This window comes from Streptomyces sp. NPDC021562 (assembly GCF_040640875.1).
In the GTDB taxonomy this organism is placed as follows: Bacteria; Actinomycetota; Actinomycetes; order Streptomycetales; family Streptomycetaceae; genus Streptomyces.
Genome location: NZ_JBFACN010000009.1, coordinates 193,438 through 210,353 on the forward strand (window position 1 = coordinate 193,438; position 16,916 = coordinate 210,353).

Annotated in this window: 16 protein-coding genes; 7 read left to right on the forward strand and 9 right to left on the reverse strand. The window is 72.9% G+C overall.

What is annotated here, in order from left to right:
• Positions 1-6 precede the first annotated feature (6 nt).
• Positions 7-891 carry a LysR family transcriptional regulator gene (locus AB0G52_RS16455; RefSeq protein WP_132888006.1) on the reverse strand — a complete coding sequence of 295 codons (885 nt, stop codon included), beginning with the start codon at positions 889-891 and terminating at the stop codon, positions 7-9.
• Positions 892-1,010: 119 nt separating this feature from the next.
• On the opposite strand from AB0G52_RS16455, the gene AB0G52_RS16460 reads away from it, so the two are divergent.
• The 5 genes from AB0G52_RS16460 to AB0G52_RS16480 all read left to right on the forward strand — a co-directional run bounded on the left by AB0G52_RS16460 (position 1,011) and on the right by AB0G52_RS16480 (position 6,290).
• Positions 1,011-1,682: a succinate dehydrogenase gene (locus AB0G52_RS16460; protein WP_132888160.1), complete on the forward strand. Its 672-nt coding sequence runs from the start codon at positions 1,011-1,013 to the stop codon at positions 1,680-1,682.
• 1 nt (position 1,683) lies between these two features.
• A complete protein-coding gene (locus AB0G52_RS16465) occupies positions 1,684-3,630 on the forward strand; it encodes a fumarate reductase/succinate dehydrogenase flavoprotein subunit (protein WP_132888007.1) in 1,947 nt (648 codons plus the stop codon).
• On the forward strand, positions 3,627-4,376 hold the full coding sequence (locus AB0G52_RS16470) for a succinate dehydrogenase/fumarate reductase iron-sulfur subunit (protein ID WP_132888008.1): 750 nt from the start codon (positions 3,627-3,629) through the stop codon (positions 4,374-4,376). The genes AB0G52_RS16465 and AB0G52_RS16470 overlap by 4 nt, the downstream gene beginning before the upstream one ends.
• 286 nt (positions 4,377-4,662) lie before the next feature.
• Positions 4,663-5,427, forward strand: a complete 765-nt coding sequence (locus AB0G52_RS16475) for a GNAT family N-acyltransferase (protein ID WP_132888161.1) — start codon at positions 4,663-4,665, stop codon at positions 5,425-5,427.
• On the forward strand, positions 5,427-6,290 hold the full coding sequence (locus tag AB0G52_RS16480; protein WP_132888009.1) for a lysophospholipid acyltransferase family protein: 864 nt from the start codon (positions 5,427-5,429) through the stop codon (positions 6,288-6,290). The genes AB0G52_RS16475 and AB0G52_RS16480 overlap by 1 nt, the downstream gene beginning before the upstream one ends.
• A gap of 91 nt (positions 6,291-6,381) precedes the next feature.
• On the opposite strand, the gene AB0G52_RS16485 is transcribed toward AB0G52_RS16480, so the two are convergent.
• From AB0G52_RS16485 to AB0G52_RS16495, 3 genes are read right to left on the reverse strand one after another with little or no spacing between them, the layout of a single operon-like run.
• Complete coding sequence (locus tag AB0G52_RS16485) at positions 6,382-8,721, reverse strand: excinuclease ABC subunit UvrA (protein WP_132888010.1); 2,340 nt, start codon at positions 8,719-8,721, stop codon at positions 6,382-6,384.
• Between the two features lie 60 nt (positions 8,722-8,781).
• Positions 8,782-8,976 (reverse strand): antitoxin, encoded by a 195-nt coding sequence (locus AB0G52_RS16490; protein WP_132888011.1) that lies wholly within the window; start codon positions 8,974-8,976, stop codon positions 8,782-8,784.
• Positions 8,977-8,987: 11 nt separating this feature from the next.
• Positions 8,988-10,109, reverse strand: a complete 1,122-nt coding sequence (locus AB0G52_RS16495) for an LLM class flavin-dependent oxidoreductase (protein WP_132888012.1) — start codon at positions 10,107-10,109, stop codon at positions 8,988-8,990.
• 86 nt (positions 10,110-10,195) lie between these two features.
• On the opposite strand from AB0G52_RS16495, the gene AB0G52_RS16500 reads away from it, so the two are divergent.
• Positions 10,196-10,687, forward strand: a complete 492-nt coding sequence (locus AB0G52_RS16500) for a hypothetical protein (RefSeq protein WP_132888013.1) — start codon at positions 10,196-10,198, stop codon at positions 10,685-10,687.
• Positions 10,688-10,699: 12 nt separating this feature from the next.
• Here AB0G52_RS16500 and AB0G52_RS16505 read toward each other — a convergent pair whose 3' ends face one another.
• On the reverse strand, positions 10,700-10,915 hold the full coding sequence (locus AB0G52_RS16505) for a dodecin (RefSeq protein ID WP_132888014.1): 216 nt from the start codon (positions 10,913-10,915) through the stop codon (positions 10,700-10,702).
• A gap of 197 nt (positions 10,916-11,112) precedes the next feature.
• Here AB0G52_RS16505 and AB0G52_RS16510 point away from each other — a divergent pair, with 197 nt between their 5' ends.
• Positions 11,113-12,375: an extracellular solute-binding protein gene (locus tag AB0G52_RS16510; protein ID WP_361336998.1), complete on the forward strand. Its 1,263-nt coding sequence runs from the start codon at positions 11,113-11,115 to the stop codon at positions 12,373-12,375.
• A 31-nt stretch (positions 12,376-12,406) separates the two neighbouring features.
• Here AB0G52_RS16510 and egtD read toward each other — a convergent pair whose 3' ends face one another.
• Genes egtD through egtA form a run of 4 tightly spaced genes read right to left on the reverse strand, consistent with a single transcriptional unit; the run spans position 12,407 to position 16,825 of the window.
• The gene (gene egtD / locus AB0G52_RS16515; protein ID WP_132888015.1) at positions 12,407-13,369 is read right to left on the reverse strand and encodes an L-histidine N(alpha)-methyltransferase; all 963 of its coding nucleotides are present in this window, start codon (positions 13,367-13,369) and stop codon (positions 12,407-12,409) included.
• On the reverse strand, positions 13,366-14,175 hold the full coding sequence (gene egtC, locus AB0G52_RS16520) for an ergothioneine biosynthesis protein EgtC (protein ID WP_132888016.1): 810 nt from the start codon (positions 14,173-14,175) through the stop codon (positions 13,366-13,368). The genes egtD and egtC overlap by 4 nt, the downstream gene beginning before the upstream one ends.
• Complete coding sequence (gene egtB / locus AB0G52_RS16525) at positions 14,175-15,500, reverse strand: ergothioneine biosynthesis protein EgtB (RefSeq protein WP_132888017.1); 1,326 nt, start codon at positions 15,498-15,500, stop codon at positions 14,175-14,177. Before egtB ends, egtC begins: the two co-directional genes overlap by 1 nt.
• Complete coding sequence (egtA, locus tag AB0G52_RS16530) at positions 15,497-16,825, reverse strand: ergothioneine biosynthesis glutamate--cysteine ligase EgtA (protein WP_132888018.1); 1,329 nt, start codon at positions 16,823-16,825, stop codon at positions 15,497-15,499. Before egtA ends, egtB begins: the two co-directional genes overlap by 4 nt.
• Between the last annotated feature and the right edge of the window lie 91 nt (positions 16,826-16,916).

The window sequence follows — 16,916 nt, forward strand, 5'->3', positions numbered from 1 at the left end:
GCAGCGTCACCGCTCCAGCAGCATCCGCTGCAGCTCCCGAGCGGCCCGAGGCGGTGCCACGTCACTCCGGTGGGCAAGCGCGATGGTCCGATGCAACCCCGGCTTGGCCAACGGAGTGACCCGCAACCCCCGCCCCGACCGAGCGGCGACCATCCGAGGGACGACAGCCACCCCCAGCCCCGCCCGCACGAACCCCAGCACCGCGTCCATCTCGCCGCCCTCGACCGCGAAACCCGGTTCGAACCCCGCCGAGCGGCACGCGGCCACGGTCAGCTCCCGCAGGTCGTACCCGTGCCGGAACATCACGAGCCGCTCGCCCTCCAGGTCCTCGATCCGTACGCCGCCCCGCCCCCGCCCCGGCACCGTCGCCTCGGGCGCGGACACCACCACCAGGTCCTCCCGCAACAGCTCCACCGTGGTCAGCGCGGGCGACGCCGGCGGCAGCGGCAGCACGATCAGCGCCAGGTCGAGCGCCCCGCGCGCCAGCTCCCGCACGAGATCGTGCGACCCGCTCTCCTCGATCAGCAGCTGGATCCCCGGATACCGGTCGTGGAAGGAGCGCAGCACGTCGGGCAGCAGTCCGGTGCACAGACTCGGCGTCGCCCCCAGGCGCACCCGCCCGCCGCGCAGCTGAGCCAGCTCCTGCACCTCGTGCCGGGCCGTGTCCGCGTCCGCCAGGATCCGCCGGGCCAGCGGCAGCAGCGCCTCGCCCGCGTCGGTCAGGGTGATGTTCCCGCGCGCCCGCAGGAACAGGTCCGCCCCCAGCTCCCGCTCCAGCGCCTTGATCTGCTGGGACAGCGACGGCTGGGCGACGTGCACCAGCTCGGCGGCACGGGTGAAGTGCCGGGTCTCGGCCACGGCGACGAAGTACTGAAGCTGCTGGAACTGCACGGTGTCATGATAGCTCCTGACTATCGAATCAAGCCGGTCCATGTCTTGGACCGATCGGCCCTGGGCGGCCTACCGTCCTGAGCATGGCTCTGGCAACGCGGACGGACCGACGGCCGTCCATGGCACGCACCGTGTGGGACTCCTCCGTCGGCAAGAAGGCCGTCATGGCGGTCAGCGGCCTGATCATGCTGCTGTACCTGGTCGTCCACATGATCGGCAACCTGAAGATCTTCTTCGGGGCAGGCGAGTTCAATCACTACGCGCACTGGCTGCGCACCGTCGGCGAACCGTTCATGCACTACGAGTGGACGCTCTGGCTCATCCGGATCGTCCTGGTCGTCGCCGTGGCCGCCCACGCCACGTCCGCCTACCAGCTCAGCCGCCGGGACATCAGGGCCCGCCCCGGCACGTACGTGCACAAGAAGCCCCGGGCGTCCTACGCCACCCGCACCATGCGCTGGGGCGGGATCATCCTCGGCCTCTTCATCGTCTGGCACATCCTGGACCTGACCACCGGCACCGTGCACTCCGGCGGCTTCCAGCCCGGCCACCCGTACCAGAACGTCGTGGACACCTTCTCCACCTGGTACGGCAACGTCGTCTACATCGTCGCGATGCTCGCCCTCGGCCTGCACGTGCGGCACGGCTTCTGGAGCGCCGCCCAGACCCTCGGCGCCGGCAGCCGCACCCGCGACCGCGCCCTGAAGACCGTCGCGAACGTCCTCGCGCTGCTGCTCACGGCCGGCTTCATCGCCGTACCCGTGGGCGTCATGACCGGAGTGGTGAGCTGACATGACCTACACCGACTACGTCACCGGCGAACCCGTCGCCGACACCAAGGCGCCCTCCGGGCCGGTCCACGAGCGCTGGGACAAGCGCCGTTTCGAGGCCAGGCTGGTCAACCCCGCCAACCGGCGCAAGCACACGGTGATCGTCGTGGGCACCGGCCTCGCGGGTGGCTCCGCCGGCGCGACCCTCGCCGAACAGGGCTACCACGTCGTCCAGTTCTGCTACCAGGACTCCCCGCGCCGCGCCCATTCCATCGCCGCGCAGGGCGGCATCAACGCGGCGAAGAACTACCGCAACGACGGCGACTCCGTGCACCGCCTGTTCTACGACACCGTCAAGGGCGGCGACTTCCGCGCCCGCGAGTCCAACGTCCACCGCCTGGCGCAGATCTCCGTCGAGATCATCGACCAGTGCGTGGCGCAGGGCGTGCCGTTCGCCCGCGAGTACGGCGGTCTGCTCGACACCCGCTCCTTCGGCGGCGTCCAGGTCTCGCGCACCTTCTACGCCCGCGGCCAGACGGGCCAGCAGCTGCTGCTCGGCGCCTACCAGGCGCTGAGCCGCCAGATCGCCGCGGGCAACGTGGAGATGCACCCGCGCACCGAGATGCTCGACGTGATCGTCGTCGACGGACGGGCCCGCGGGATCGTGGCCCGGGACCTGGTCACCGGGAAGATCGACACCTACTTCGCCGACGCCGTCGTCCTGGCGAGCGGGGGGTACGGCAACGTCTTCTACCTGTCGACGAACGCCATGAACTCCAACGCCACCGCGATCTGGCGGGCCCACCGGCGCGGCGCGTACTTCGCCAACCCGTGCTTCACCCAGATCCACCCCACCTGCATCCCGCGCACCGGCGACCACCAGTCCAAGCTCACCCTGATGAGCGAGTCGCTGCGCAACGACGGCCGGATCTGGGTGCCCAGGGCGAAGGGCGACAGCCGCCCGGCGAACCAGATCCCCGAGGACGAGCGCGACTACTACCTGGAGCGCATCTACCCGTCCTTCGGCAACCTGGTCCCGCGCGACATCGCCTCCCGCGCCGCGAAGAACGTCTGCGACGAGGGCCGCGGCGTCGGCCCCGGCGGGCAGGGCGTCTACCTCGACTTCGCCGACGCCATCAAGCGGATGGGACGCGAGGCCGTCGAGGCCAAGTACGGCAACCTCTTCGACATGTACCAGCGGATCACCGACGAGGATCCGTACCAGGTGCCGATGCGGATCTATCCCGCCGTGCACTACACGATGGGCGGGCTGTGGGTCGACTACGACCTCCAGACCACCGTCCCCGGCCTGTTCGCCATCGGCGAGGCCAACTTCTCCGACCACGGAGCCAACCGCCTGGGCGCCTCGGCGCTGATGCAGGGCCTGGCCGACGGCTACTTCGTGCTCCCGGCCACCATCAACGACTACCTCGCCCGCAACCCCCACCAGGAGGCGGTGACGGCCGACCACCCCGTCGTCCAGGAGGTGGTGGCCGAGACGGAGGACCGGCTGAACCTGCTGCTCTCCGTCGACGGCGACCGCACGCCCGACTCCTTCCACCGTGAACTCGGCGAGCTGATGTGGGAGTTCTGCGGCATGGCCCGCACGGACGCCGGACTGCGCAAGGCACTCGAGCGCATCCCGCAGATCCGCGAGGAGTTCTGGCGGCGGATCAAGGTGCCGGGGACCGGCGAGGAGTTCAACCAGTCCCTGGAGAAGGCCAACCGCATCGTCGACTACCTGGAGCTGGCCGAGCTGATGTGCCTCGACGCGCTGCACCGCGCCGAGTCCTGCGGCGGTCACTTCAGGGAGGAGTCACAGACGCCGGACGGCGAGGCCGCCCGCAAGGACGATCAGTACGCCTACGCGGCGGCCTGGGAGTTCACCGGCACCGGGGACGCCCCGGTGCTGCACAAGGAAGACCTGGTCTTCGAGTACGTCCACCCCACCCAGCGGAGCTACGCATGAAGCTCACCCTGCGCGTCTGGCGGCAGCGCAACGCCGACGCCGACGGCGCGATGTCCACGTACGAGGTGGACGGAATCTCCTCCGACATGTCCTTCCTGGAGATGCTCGACACCCTCAACGAGGAACTCATCCTGCGCGGTGAGGACCCGGTGGCCTTCGACCACGACTGCCGCGAGGGCATCTGCGGAGCGTGCTCCCTGGTGATCAACGGCGACGCGCACGGGCCGGAGCGGACCACCACCTGCCAGCTGCACATGCGGTCCTTCAAGGACGGCGACACGATCGACATCGAGCCGTGGCGGGCGTCCGCGTTCCCGGTGGTCAAGGACCTTGTCGTGGACCGGTCCGCGTTCGACCGGATCATCCAGGCCGGCGGTTACGTCACCGCGCCCACCGGTTCGGCGCCGGAGGCCCATGCCACCGCGGTGCCGAAGGCCGACGCCGACTTCGCGTTCGAGCACGCCGAGTGCATCGGGTGCGGGGCGTGCGTCGCCGCCTGCCCGAACGGGGCGGCGATGCTGTTCACGTCCGCCAAGGTGAACCACCTGAACGTCCTGCCGCAGGGGGCGCCCGAGCGGGAGACGCGCGTGCTGGACATGGTGGCGCAGATGGACGCCGAGGGGTTCGGGGGGTGCACCCTGGCGGGGGAGTGCGCGACCGCGTGCCCCAAGGGGATTCCGCTGGTGTCCATCACGAGCATGAACCGGGAGTGGCTGCGGGCCACCCGGAAGGTGGGGAAGCGGTAGCGCCGTCGCGGGGTGTGGGTGCGTGGGGGCCGCTCGCGCAGTTCCCCGCGCCCCCTTCAGGGGCGCTTCAGTGAACGTTCGCCGAAAGGTGCGGACGGGCGGGGCCGGGGTTGGTGCTCTCCGGCCCCGTCTCGCGTTTCCGGGTGTGGCCGTCGGGTCTCCCGGCATTCAGCAGTCCCACATCCACGGGCCCCGCGCATGTCACGCCGAGTCCAGCCTGCCACGGAAGAAAGCAGGTGCAGATTTCCTCAGCTACCGCTCGGCGCAGGAGACCTCCATGACCGCCATGCCCGCCTCACCCCCCGCCCTCGCCGCCCCGCCCGGGGGCGCCGGCTATCTGGTGCAGCTCGCCCGTGACGAGGACGACGTCCGGGCCGCACAGCGACTGCGCCACCACGTGTTCGCCGGAGAGATGGGCGCCCGGCTCGACGGCCCGGAGCCGGGCCTGGACGCGGACGCCTTCGACGCGTACTGCGACCACCTCCTCATCCGGGAGGCCCTCACCGGCGAGGTCGTCGGCACCTACCGGCTGCTCCCCCCGGAGCGTGCCGCGGTCGCCGGCCGCCTGTACTCCGACGGCGAGTTCGACCTGTCCCGGCTCGACGGCATCCGCTCCGGTCTGGTCGAGGTCGGCCGCTCCTGTGTGCACCCCGCCCACCGCGACGGCGCCGTCATCGGCCTCATCTGGGCCGGCATAGCCCGCTACATGGTGGACCGCGGCCACGAGTGGCTGGCCGGCTGCTGCTCCGTCCCGCTCGCCGACGGCGGCGCCCTCGCCGCCGCCACCTGGGACCGGGTCCGGGCCAAGCACCTCGCCCCGGAGGAGTTCCGGGTACGGCCGCTGCGGCCCTGGGTGCCCGACGGTCCCGCCCCCGAGGGCCGCGCCGAACTTCCCGCCCTGCTGCGCGGCTACCTGCGCCTCGGCGCCTGGGTGTGCGGCGCGCCCGCGCACGACCCCGACTTCGGGGTCGCCGACCTGTACGTGCTGCTGTCGATGCGCCGGGTCAACGCGCGCTACCTGCGGCACTTCCTCTCGCTCGTCCCGGCCTGATGAGCGTCTGGCTGCCCAGCGCGCCCTGCACCCCGGGCGCGTGTGTGGAACGCGCGGGTACCCTCACGGCCGTACCCCGGGCCGTGCTGCGGTTCGCCGCGGTCGTGGCCCTGATGCTGACCGCGATCGCGCTGCTCCCGCTCGGCGGGAGGATCCCCGCCGCGTGGGTGCGGCGGTTCTGCCGGCTGCTGGTGCGGGCCGCGGGCGTCCGGGTCCGGCTCACCGGCAGCGCGCCGGGCACCGGCGGTGTGCTGCTCGTCGCCAACCACATCTCCTGGCTGGACATCCCGCTGCTGGCCTCCGTCCGGCCGGCGCGGATGCTCGCCAAGCAGGAGATCCGCACCTGGCCGGTGGCCGGCGCTCTGGTGGCCGGGGCCGGGGTCCTGTTCATCGACCGCGACCGGCTGCGCGCGCTGCCGGGGACCGTCGCCCGGATCGCGGGGGCGCTGCGGGACGGGGCCGCGGTGGTCGCCTTCCCCGAGGGCAGCACCTGGTGCGGCCGGGCCCAGGGACACTTCCGCCGGGCCGTGTTCCAGGCGGCGCTGGACGCCGGCGCGCCCGTGCAGCCGGTGCGGCTGCGGTACCGGCTGGCCGCGGGAGGGGCCAGCACCGTGCCCGCCTATGTCGGCCAGGACACACTGCTGGCCTCCCTGTGGCGGGTGGTGTCGACCCGTGGCCTGGTGGCCGAGGTGGACGTACGGCCGTTGATACCGGCCGGCAGCCACCCGGACCGGCGCGCCCTCGCCCGGGCCGCCCAGCCGCCGGTCCACGAGCCGGCCTGGACGCACGCGGCCCTGGTGAACGCCGAGCCGGGTGCCACGTGGCCGCTCTCCCCGTTGCGTCTCGGCGGGTCGACGCCGTAGCCGCCGCCGTCGCAGCCGGGCGGCCCCGGTGGGCGGGCTCCGGGACGCCAGCCGCCCGCACCTGCGGTACGGCCGGACGCGGGTGCGGGGGTCACCGGACGAGGACGCGGGAGAGATAGGGAGCCGTGACGCTGCCCTCGGCCCGCGCCACCTCGGCCGGCGGGCCCGCCGCCACGATCCGGCCGCCCCGGTCGCCGCCGCCCGGCCCCAGGTCGATCACCCAGTCGGCGCCCGCGACCACGGACATGTCGTGCTCCACGACCACGACGGTGTGCCCGGCGTCGGCAAGCCCGTGCAGCTGCCGCATCAGCACCTTGACGTCGGCCGGATGCAGTCCCGTCGTCGGCTCGTCCAGGAGATAGAGGGTGTGACCGCGCCGCCCGCGCTGCAACTCGGTGGCCAGTTTGATGCGTTGCGCCTCGCCGCCGGACAGTTCCGTGGCGGGCTGCCCCAGTCGCAGATAGCCGAGCCCCACGTCGAGCAGGGCGGCCAGGCTGCGCGCCACGGCGGGGGTGTCCGCGAAGAACTCCGCGGCGCTCTCCACCGTCAGGTCCAGCACTTCGGCGATGTTCCGGCCCCGGTACGACACCTGGAGCGTCTCCGGGTTGTAGCGGGCCCCGCCGCAGTCCGGGCAGGGTGTGTAGGTGCTCGGCAGGAACAGCAGCTCCACGCTGACGAAGCCCTCGCCCTGGCAGGTCTCGCAGCGGCCGCCCGCGACGTTGAAGGAGAACCGTCCCACGCCGTAACCGCGCCGCACCGCCTGGTCGGTGGCGGCGAACACCTTCCGTACGACGTCGAACAGACCCGTGTAGGTGGCCAGGTTGGAGCGCGGGGTGCGGCCGATCGGCTTCTGGTCGACCGACACCAGCCGGCCGACGCCGCTGGGTTCCTCGGTGATCTCGCCGATCAGCGTCGACTTGCCGGACCCGGAGACCCCGGTGACCGCGGTGAGGACGCCGAGCGGGAACTCGGCGGTGACCGCGCGCAGGTTGTGCCGGGTGACCGGCCCGATCCGCAGCGAGCCCCTCGCGGGCCGGGGCCTGCGCGGCGGCACGGGGGACTCGTCGAAGAGGTGGCGTGCCGTGGCCGACCCGGCGACCTTCGCCAGCTCCGCCACCGGCCCGCTGTGCAGCACCTCCCCGCCGTGCTCCCCGGCGCGCGGGCCCACGTCCACCAGCCAGTCGGCCCCGCGCATCACGTCCAGGTGGTGCTCCACCACGAACACCGAGTTCCCGGCCGACTTGAGCCGTTCGAGGACCGTGAGCAGCGCCTCGGTGTCCGCCGGGTGCAGCCCGGCCGACGGCTCGTCCAGGACGTACACGACACCGAAGAGCCCGGAGCGCAGCTGCGTGGCCAGGCGCAGGCGCTGGAGCTCGCCCGCCGAGAGGGTGGGCGTCGCCCGGTCCAGGCTCAGGTAGCCGAGGCCCAGCTCGACGACCGGTGCGATCCGGGAGGTGAGGTCACCGGTGAGCACCCGGACGGTCTCCGAACCGCCCGCCGAGCCGAGGAGTCCGGCGAGTTCGGTCAGCGGCAACGCGACGAGTTCGGCGATGGTACGGCCGCCGAAGGTCACCGCGAGTGCCTCCGGACGCAGCCTGCTGCCCCCGCACACCGGGCAGGGCGCACTGGTCAGGAACCGCTCCGCCCTCGCCCGCAGGGCGGGGCTCCTGGAGTCCGCGAAGGTCTTCAGCACATACCGGCGGGCGCTCATGTAGGTGCCCTGGTAGGGGCGTTGGATACGGTCGGCGTCCCGCACCGGGTGCACGGTGACCACGGGCTGCTCGTCGGTGAAGAGGATCCACTCCCGCTGCGCGGCGGGCAGTTCGCGCCAGGGCCGGTCCACGTCGTGGCCGAGCGCGTCCAGGATGTCCCGCAGGTTCTTGCCCTGCCACGCGCCGGGCCAGGCGGCGATCGCGCCCTCGCGGATCGACAGCGAGGGATCGGGGACCAGTGACTGTTCGGTCGTCCGGTGCACCCGTCCCAGACCCTGGCACTCCGGGCAGGCACCGATCGCCGTGTTCGGGGAGAACGCGTCGGAATCGAGCCGTTCGGCGCCCGGCGGATACGCGCCGGCGCGGGAGAACAGCATCCGCAGGGAGTTGGAGAGGTTGGTGACCGTGCCGACCGAGGACCGGGAGGTGGGGGCGGAGCGGCGCTGCTGGAGCGAGACCGCCGGCGGCAGCCCGCTGATCTCGGCGACCCGGGGCGCCCCGACCTGGTGGATCAGCCGGCGCGCGTACGGCGCGACCGACTCGAAGTAGCGCCGCTGGGCCTCGGCGTAGATCGTGCCGAAGGCCAGGGACGACTTCCCCGAGCCGGACACGCCGGTGAAGACGGCCAGCACGTCCCGGGGCACGTCCACGTCGACGCCCTTGAGGTTGTGCTCACGGGCGCCACGGACGCGGACGAAGGGATCATGGGGGCTCTGCATCGGGCGTGGGACTCCGTGTCGGCGCGGGGGCAAACCCGGCGATCGTAGCCCGCGCGGTGCCTACTGCGGAGGCGGGTTGCCCTGGTCACGGCTCCGGTCGAGGTAGTCGTCGGCCTGCTTCTGGGCCATGTCGACCTGGGACTGGTACTTGTTCCCGGTCCGCTGGTCGATCATGTCACCGCCCTTGTCGACGCCCCGTTTGGCCTGGTCCTCGTGGCCCTTGAGCATCCCCTTGAGCTTGTCCAGCATGGACATGGCAGCCCTCCTCACTGATTGCGGCTTACTTCCCCAGCGTCACCGGCCCGGGCCGGGTCCGCATCTCGGCGGGTGTCCCCGTGCGGGCCCGGTATGCCTGTGCCGGTCCGCCCGTCCGGACGGGCCGCGGCCGTCCGGGAATGCACGAGCGCGGCCAGCAGCCGGTAGGAGTCCAGGAGGGCCGTGCGGTCGTACGTGCTGGTGGTGACCAGTACCTCGTCCGCGGCGGTCTCCTTCAGGACGGTCTCCAGCTCGTGCCCCACCTGGTCCGCCGTCCCGGCGATGTGGCCGGTGAGCCCGGACTCGTAGAAGCCGCGTTCCCTGGCGGTCATGGGCCGTGCCGCCACGGCGTCGGCCGGCGGCAGCGGGGGGAAGGTGCCGTGGGTGCGTGCGTACGCCATCGACCAGGCCTCCGGCACCAGCAGTCGGCGGGCGGCCTCGGCGGTGCCGGCGACGGCGACTGTTCCCGAGATCATGACGTACGGCTCGGCGGCCCAGGGGGAGGGGCGGAAGCGGTCGCGGTAGTGGTCGATGCCGCGGCGCATCCTGTCCCGGTCGCGCAGGTCACCGATGACCAGGGGGAGCCCGGCGCGGGCCGCGACGTCCGCGCCCTCGCCCATCGCCAGCACGAACGGCGGCACCCGCAGCCCCTGCGCGGGACGGGCCCGCACACCGGTCGGTGAGGTCCCCTCGAACCAGCCGAGCAGCTCGGCGAGTTGCGCCGCGAAGTCCTCGGCGTCGCCCTTGTCGCGGCCCAGCGCCCTGCGCACCCCGTCGGTGAAGCCCACGGACCGGCCGAGGCCCATGTCGATCCGGCCCGGAAACAACGACTCCAGCACCCCGAACTGCTCGGCCACGACCAGGGGCCGGTGGTTGGGCAGCATGACGCCGCCGGTGCCCACCCGCACGGTCCGGGTCGCGCCGGCCACGGCGGCGGCCAGCACCGTCGGCGCCGAACCGGCGACCCCGGGCACACCGTGGTGCTCCGACACCCAGAAGCGGTGGTACCCGAGGGCCTCCACCTCCCGGGCCAGCGCCACGGTGTCCCGCAGCGCCTCGCCGGGCGTGTGCCCCTCCCGGGTGCGCGAGCGGTCGAGGACGGAGAACCGGGTCCGGGCGATGACTGCGTTCACAGAGGGTTCAACACCCGGGCGGCCGCAGGATTCCCGTCCGTCTGCCGGACGCCCGCCGGGGCGGCGCGCCGTTCTAGGGTTGCCCCGTGACAGAGAGCAGCAAGCGGCCGGTCGCCGTGTTCGACATCGACAACACCCTCGCCGACACCGCGCACCGGCAGCGGTTCCTGGAGCGCAGACCCCGGGACTGGGACGCGTTCTTCGCGGCCGCGCCGCACGATCCGCCGCTCGCCGAGGGGATCGCGCTGGCCGTGGCGAACGCGGCGGAGTGCGAGATCGTCTATCTCACCGGCAGGCCCGAGCGCTGCCGCCGCGACACGCTGGACTGGCTCGCCGCCCACGGGCTGCCCGAGGGCCGGGTGCACATGCGGCGCAACGCCGACCGCAGGCCCGCCCGGCACACCAAGCTGGAGATCCTGCGCCGTCTCGCCGAACGCCGGGAGATCCGGGTCCTGGTCGATGACGACGAGCTGGTCTGCGACGACGCCGAACGGGCCGGGTTCACCGTCGTGCGGGCCCGCTGGGCCGACCGCTCGGCCGCGCTGGAGCAGGCCCAGGAGGCGGAGGGGCGGACCTGAGCCGGCCGCGCCTCAGTCCCCGTCGTCGATGCGGAAGCCCACCTTCAGGCCCACCTGGTAGTGCTCGATCTGCCCGTTCTCGATCTGGCCCCTGACCTGCGTCACCTCGAACCAGTCCAGGTTGCGCAGGGTCTGGCCGGCGCGGGCGACACCGTTGCGGATGGCCTGGTCGAGGCCTTCGTGCGAGGTGCCGACGATCTCGGTGACCCGGTAGGTGTGGTTCGTCATCGGGAAGCTCCTCTCGTCGTCACTCCACCGTGCCGCACGCGGAAGCGGAACGCGAGACATCGCTTCCGAACAGCTGACAGCCCTTGACCCTCCGCATTGGTCCATACCAAAATCCCGTACACCCGTACGGGCGCCTCTGCTCGTTCCCCCACGCCGGGCCCCTTCGCCGTCCACCAAGACCGAACAGGACCCCCGCAGTGAGACGTCGCCGCCCGCTCGCCCTCGTCTGTGTGTCCGCCGCCCTGCTGAGCGCCTGTGGAGTGCTGCCGGGCAGCGGGGGCGGACAGCACACCGTGACGGTGTGGCTGATGCAGAACAGCGCCTCGCAGGACTTCCTGCGCCGGTTCACCGCCGACTTCGAACACACCCACAGGGACATCCGGCTCGACATCCGCGTCCAGCAGTGGACCGGGATCGTCGCCAGGGTCCAGGCCGCGCTGAAGGACCGCTCCGGCGACGGCCCCGACGTCATCGAGGTCGGCAACACGCAGGTACCCGGGTACGTCGAGGACGGCCGGCTCACCGACCTGACGCTGGAGTCGATGCGCGACTGGGGCAAGGAGCACTGGCTCCCCGGACTCGCCGAACCCGGCAGCGACGACTCCCGCCAGTACGGCATCCCCTGGTACGCCGCGAACCGCGTGGTCATCTACCGCAAGGACCTGTTCGCCAAGGCGGGCATCACCTCCCCGCCGAAGACCCGGGCCCAGTGGCTGGCCGACACCGGGAGACTGAACTCCGGCGGGAACCAGGGGATATACCTGGCCGGACAGGACTGGTACACCCTCTCCGGGTTCGTCTGGGACGAGGGCGGCGACCTCGCCAGACAGACCGACGCCGGCTGGAAGGGGGCCCTGGACAGTCCGGCCGCGCTGCGCGGGATGGACTTCTACCGGCGGCTCCAGGCACTCGGCCGGGGTCCCGTCGACGCCGACGAGGAACACCCGCCGCAGGCGTCGGTGTTCGCGGGCGGCAAGGTCGCGCAGATCGTCGCGGTGCCCGGCCTCGTGCAGTCCGTCGTCCAGGAGAACCCCGAACTCAAGGACGAGATCGGTTACTTCCCGGTGCCGGGGCTCACCGCCGAGCACCCCGGTGCCGTCTTCACCGGCGGCTCGGACCTCGTCGTACCGCAGAACACCGACCGGCCCTACGACGCGACCGCCGTCGTCGGCGCGCTGACCGGGGCCAAGTGGGACACCGAACTGGCCCGCACCATGAACTACGTGCCCAACAAGACCACGCTGGCCGGTGCGGTCGCGGGGGAGCCGGGGGTCGCCGCCATGGCGGCGGGGGCCGCGCGGGGACGCGCGACCCCCCACACCCCGGACTGGCCGGCGGTCGAGGCCGACAACCCGATCAAGGGCTACATGACCAGGGTGCTCGACGGCGCGGACCCCACGACCGAGGCCCGCCGCGCCTCCCGGCGGATCACCGAGCTGCTCGCACCGGACTTCGGGTGACCTGTCGCCGGCGGAGCGCACGCCGGCCGACTCAGCGGACGACGCTCAGCGACAGCGCGAAGCGGCCCTGCGCGTCGGTCCACCAGTGGGCCAGCTCCATTCCCGCGGCCGCCAGTTCGGCGGTCACCCCGTCCCGCCGGAACTTCGCCGACACCTCGGTGCGCATCTCCTCGCCCGCCGCGAAATCGACGGCGAGATCGAGCGCGGGCACCTTCACGGTCTGTGCCACGCGCGAGCGCAGCCGCATCTCGATCCACTCCTGCCCGGCGTCCCACAGGGCGACGTGGTCGAAGGCGGCCGGGTCGAAGTCGGCGTCCAGCTCCCGGTCCACGACGGCCAGCACGTTCTTGTTGAACTCGGCCGTCACCCCGGCCGCGTCGTCGTACGCCCGGACCAGCACGTCCTCGTCCTTGACCAGGTCGGTGCCGAGCAGCAGGGCGTCACCGGGCGCGAGCAGCCCCCGGACCGAGGCCAGGAAGGCGGCCCGCTCGGCGGGCAGCAGGTTGCCGATGGTGCCGCCGAGGAACGCCAGCAGCCGCGGCCCCGGCGCCTCGGGCAGCTCCATCCGGCCGGTGAAGTCGGCGATCAGGGCGTGCACGGTCAGGTCCGGCCGCTCCGCGACGAGGGCCTGACCGGCCTGCGTCAGCGCGCTCTCGCTGACGTCGACCGGGACGTACACCTCGAGGTCGGTGAGCGCGTCGATGAGCAGCCGGGTCTTCTCGGAGGAGCCCGAGCCCAGCTCGACCAGGGTGCGGGCACCGCTCGCGGCGGCGATCTCGCCCGAGCGGGTGAGCAGGATCTCCCGCTCGGCCCTGGTTGGGTAGTACTCGGGCAACTCGGTGATCTGCTCGAAGAGTTCGCTGCCCCGGGCGTCGTAGAACCACTTCGGCGGCAGCGTCTTGGGGGTGGCGGTGAGGCCGTTCAGGACGTCGGCGCGCAGCGCGGCGTCCGTCGCGTCCTCGGGAAGGGTGCGGGTGACACGGAGGGGACTCACGTACAGGGCTCCTTCGGGGATGCGGAGGCCGGGTCCTCGACCTGGGCGGACTCCGCCGGGGCGGGCTCGACCGGCGCGAGTTCGACGCCGTCGCGGCTCGCGGTGAGCAGCGTGCGGTCGGGGACCTCCCGCCAGTGCGGGTCGTCGTCGTACGGCTCGGAGGCGACGACGGTGCGGTGGCCGGGTTCCGAGAGGTAGAAGAGGCTGTCGCCCCAGGCGGTGGCGGCGATGGTCTCGCCGTCCGTGAGCAGGAGGTTGAGGCGGGCGGCGGGCGCGGCCCCGGCCACCTGGAGAACCGTTTCGGCAAGGGCCGGGCCCGGCTCCGTGCCGGACCGCAGCCGGTGCAGGGCCAGCGCCCAGACGAACGCCGAGTCGGTCCGCGCCTCCAGCGCCAGCACGTCGGCCGGGGGCAGCAGCGGGACGAGGGGGGCCAGGGACCGCGGCCAGCCCGGGACCGCTCCGTTGTGGCTGAACAGCCAGCGGCCCGCGGCGAACGGCGCCGCCGCGGCCTCCGCGTCGGCACCGGCCAGGGTCGCGTCCCGGACGGCGGCGAGCAGCGCACCGGCGCGCACCACCCTGGCCAGGTCGGCGAAGGACTGGTCGGCCCAGATCGGCCCGGCCCGCCGGTAGCGGGCCGGCTGCGGATCCTCCGGGGCGTACCAGCCCACCCCGAAACCGTCGGCGTTGACCGTCCCGTACCGCTGCCGCCGCGGTGCCCACGACTGGCGGTACAGGGAGTGCGCGGGCTCCACGAGGAGCCGGCCGAGCGGCTCCTCGGGGCCCAGACAGGCGAGGTGACGGCACATCAGGCCGTCTCCGCGGTGCGGGCGGTGCGGAAACCGGAGAAGATCTGCCGCCGGATCGGGTAGTCCCAGTTGCGGAACGTGCCCCGGCAGGCCACCTGGTCCACGGCGAACGAGCCGCCGCGCAGCACCTTGTACTCGGGCCCGAAGAACACCTCCGAGTACTCCTTGTACGGGAAGGCGCTGAAGCCGGGGTAGGGGAGCAGGTCGCTCGACGTCCACTCCCACACGTCGCCGATCAACTGCCGCACCCCCAGCGGCGACTCCCCTTCGGGGTAGCTGCCCGCCGGAGCGGGCCGCAGATGCCGCTGGCCCAGGTTGGCGTGGACCGGGGTGGGGTCGGCGTCGCCCCACGGGTAGCGGCGCGAACGGTTCTCCACCGGGTCGTACCGGGCCGCCTTCTCCCACTCGGCCTCGGTGGGCAGCCGGCGGCCGGCCCAACGGGCGTAGGCGTCCGCCTCGTACCAGCTCACGTGCAGCACCGGCTCCTGGGGCGGCACGAGTTCCGTGACCCCGAACCGGCGGCGCAGCCACCGGCCGTCCTCGCGCCGCCAGAACAGAGGTGCGTGGATGCCGTGTTCCCGGACGTGCGCCCAGCCCTCGGGGGTCCACCAGCGCTCGTGCTCGTAGCCGCCGTCCTCGATGAACGCCAGGTACTGGGCGTTGGTGGTGGGGGTGGTGTCGATCCAGAAGGGCGCCACCTCCCGCCGGTGCGCCGGGCGTTCGTTGTCCAGCGCCCAGGGCTCGGTGGAGGTGCCCATGGTGAACGGACCGCCGGGCACCAGGACTTCGGCCGGTCCGGTGAACGGCGGCACCGGGTCGGGGTCGGGCGCGGTCAGGGCCGGTGGGCCCTTGCGCAGCTGATGCGTGATCAGCATGGTCTCGTCGTGCTGCTGTTCGTGCTGCGCGATCATCCCGAAGGCGAAGCCCGCCTCGGTCAGCCGGCTGTCACCGAACGCCGCCCGCTCCAGCAGGTCGAGCGCCCGGCCGCGCACCTCCGCCGCGTACCGCCGGGCCTCGGCGGGCGGGAGCAGCGGCAGCGAGGGCCGCTCGGACCGCGGGTGCTCGAAGGCGTCGTACAGACGGTCGATCTCGGGGCGCATCGCCTCCCGGCCGCCGACGTTGCGCAGCAGCCAGAGCTCCTCCTGGTTGCCGATGTGCGCGAGGTCCCAGACCAGCGGGGACATCAACGGGGAGTGCTGGGCGGTCAGGTCGGGTTCCTCGACGCAGTCGGTGAGGAGCGAGGTGCGGGCCCGGGCCGTGGTCAGGGACTGCAGCGCCCGGTCCCGCAGGGTCTCGATATCGATGTCCGTCTCGGTCTCGGTCATGCGCTGATTTCCCTCTCGTGGGCGCGACCCGCCGTGCCGCGCAGTCGGTCCAGCAGGTCGTCGGCCGGGCAGCGGCCCCGCAGGACGTACCGGTCCCGGTGCTCCTGGACGGCGGCCACGACCTCGGGGGTCGCGCCCAGCCGCGGCAGGGCCCGCAGCGCCGCCGTGAAGCAGCCGGCGGCCGCCTCCCGCAGTTCCGGGTCGCCGAGCCCGGTGCGGGCCGCGTCCAGCCACAGCGGGTTGTGCGGGGCCGGGCGCGACCGGGCCCGCTCGGCCAGCGGCTTCACCGTCCGGTACGCGGTCTCGGCGGCCTCCGGGTCGTCGAACAGCGCCGCCGTCACCGCCAGCGGCACGATCCAGCCGTCGTCGCCGGGTTGCGCGTCGATCATCCGCAGTTCCAGGTGGCCGCGCGGTCGCACCGGCGGGAACAGCGTCGTCAGGTGGTACGCGAGATCCTCCCTGGTGGGCGTCCCCGACCGGGTCCACGCCCGGAAGGTGAGGCCCTCGGGCACCTCCCACGGACCGCCGTCCCGTCGTACGCACATCACCGGCGCGTCGAGGACGTGCCGGGCCCACGCCGCTCGCGGGTCACCGTCCAGCGGGGGCGCGCCCGCGCGGCCCGCGCCGATCTCCATCCACAGCAGCTGCCGGGTGGAGACCCAGCCGGTGGGCCGGTGCCCGACCAGCGGACTGTTGGCGAACGCGGCGACCAGCACCGGGCCCAGCTGATGGGCCAGCCACCAGCGGCGCGCGTGGCCCAGCGGACCGGGCTCCTCGTGGCCGGCGTCCAGGCAGACCTGCACGGAGGCCGAGGCGCACATCATGTGGCGGCCCGCCGTGCCGGTGCGGTCCAGGCATGCCTCCATCGCGTCGTAGCGCGGTTCGCGCAGGAAGCGGCGGGGGGTGTGCCAGGGATCGTGACCGACGCCCACCAGGCCGAGGCCCTGGCGGGCCAGGACCGCTCGGACGGCGTCCAGGTCGGCGGAGACGGTACCGATGCACTCCATCAGGGAGGCGGCGGGCGGCGAGCTCAGCTCCAGCTGGCCGCCGGGTTCGACGGTGAGCGCCGAGCCCAGGGGTACCGTGCGCAGTGCGGCGTAGGCCGCTTCGAGTCGTTCGGGTGTCACCGGGAGCTGCGGCTGCCGCAGCTCGTGGACCAGCCATTCCACTTCGACCCCGAGGGTGCGGGGCGGACCCGTCTTGAAGCAGATGCCCTTGACCAGGGCCTCCACCTCGGCCTCGGTGACAGCGGTGCGGTCGTCCGAGAAGTCGGTCCTCACCGAGCCGCCGGTACAGTCGCCGCCGTCGGATATTGAGTCGGACATGTCGGGATCCTCCTGAGATTCCACCATGCCACCGGCCCGGCCGTGGGTGGCTCGGGACGGCATCGTCCATCCCACCCAAGACCTCCGCGCC

What these genes read in the sequence shown, in the direction of transcription:
- AB0G52_RS16460 (WP_132888160.1), top strand. Translation starts at nt 1,011, where the DNA reads ATGGCACGCACCGTGTGGGACTCCTCCGTCGGCAAGAAGGCCGTCATG.
- AB0G52_RS16465 (WP_132888007.1), top strand. Translation starts at nt 1,684, where the DNA reads ATGACCTACACCGACTACGTCACCGGCGAACCCGTCGCCGACACCAAG.
- AB0G52_RS16470 (WP_132888008.1), top strand. Translation starts at nt 3,627, where the DNA reads ATGAAGCTCACCCTGCGCGTCTGGCGGCAGCGCAACGCCGACGCCGAC.
- AB0G52_RS16475 (WP_132888161.1), top strand. Translation starts at nt 4,663, where the DNA reads ATGCCCGCCTCACCCCCCGCCCTCGCCGCCCCGCCCGGGGGCGCCGGC.
- AB0G52_RS16480 (WP_132888009.1), top strand. Translation starts at nt 5,427, where the DNA reads ATGAGCGTCTGGCTGCCCAGCGCGCCCTGCACCCCGGGCGCGTGTGTG.
- AB0G52_RS16485 (WP_132888010.1), bottom strand. Translation starts at nt 8,721, where the DNA reads ATGCAGAGCCCCCATGATCCCTTCGTCCGCGTCCGTGGCGCCCGTGAG.
- AB0G52_RS16490 (WP_132888011.1), bottom strand. Translation starts at nt 8,976, where the DNA reads ATGTCCATGCTGGACAAGCTCAAGGGGATGCTCAAGGGCCACGAGGAC.
- AB0G52_RS16505 (WP_132888014.1), bottom strand. Translation starts at nt 10,915, where the DNA reads ATGACGAACCACACCTACCGGGTCACCGAGATCGTCGGCACCTCGCAC.
- egtC (WP_132888016.1), bottom strand. Translation starts at nt 14,175, where the DNA reads ATGTGCCGTCACCTCGCCTGTCTGGGCCCCGAGGAGCCGCTCGGCCGG.
- egtB (WP_132888017.1), bottom strand. Translation starts at nt 15,500, where the DNA reads ATGACCGAGACCGAGACGGACATCGATATCGAGACCCTGCGGGACCGG.
- egtA (WP_132888018.1), bottom strand. Translation starts at nt 16,825, where the DNA reads ATGTCCGACTCAATATCCGACGGCGGCGACTGTACCGGCGGCTCGGTG.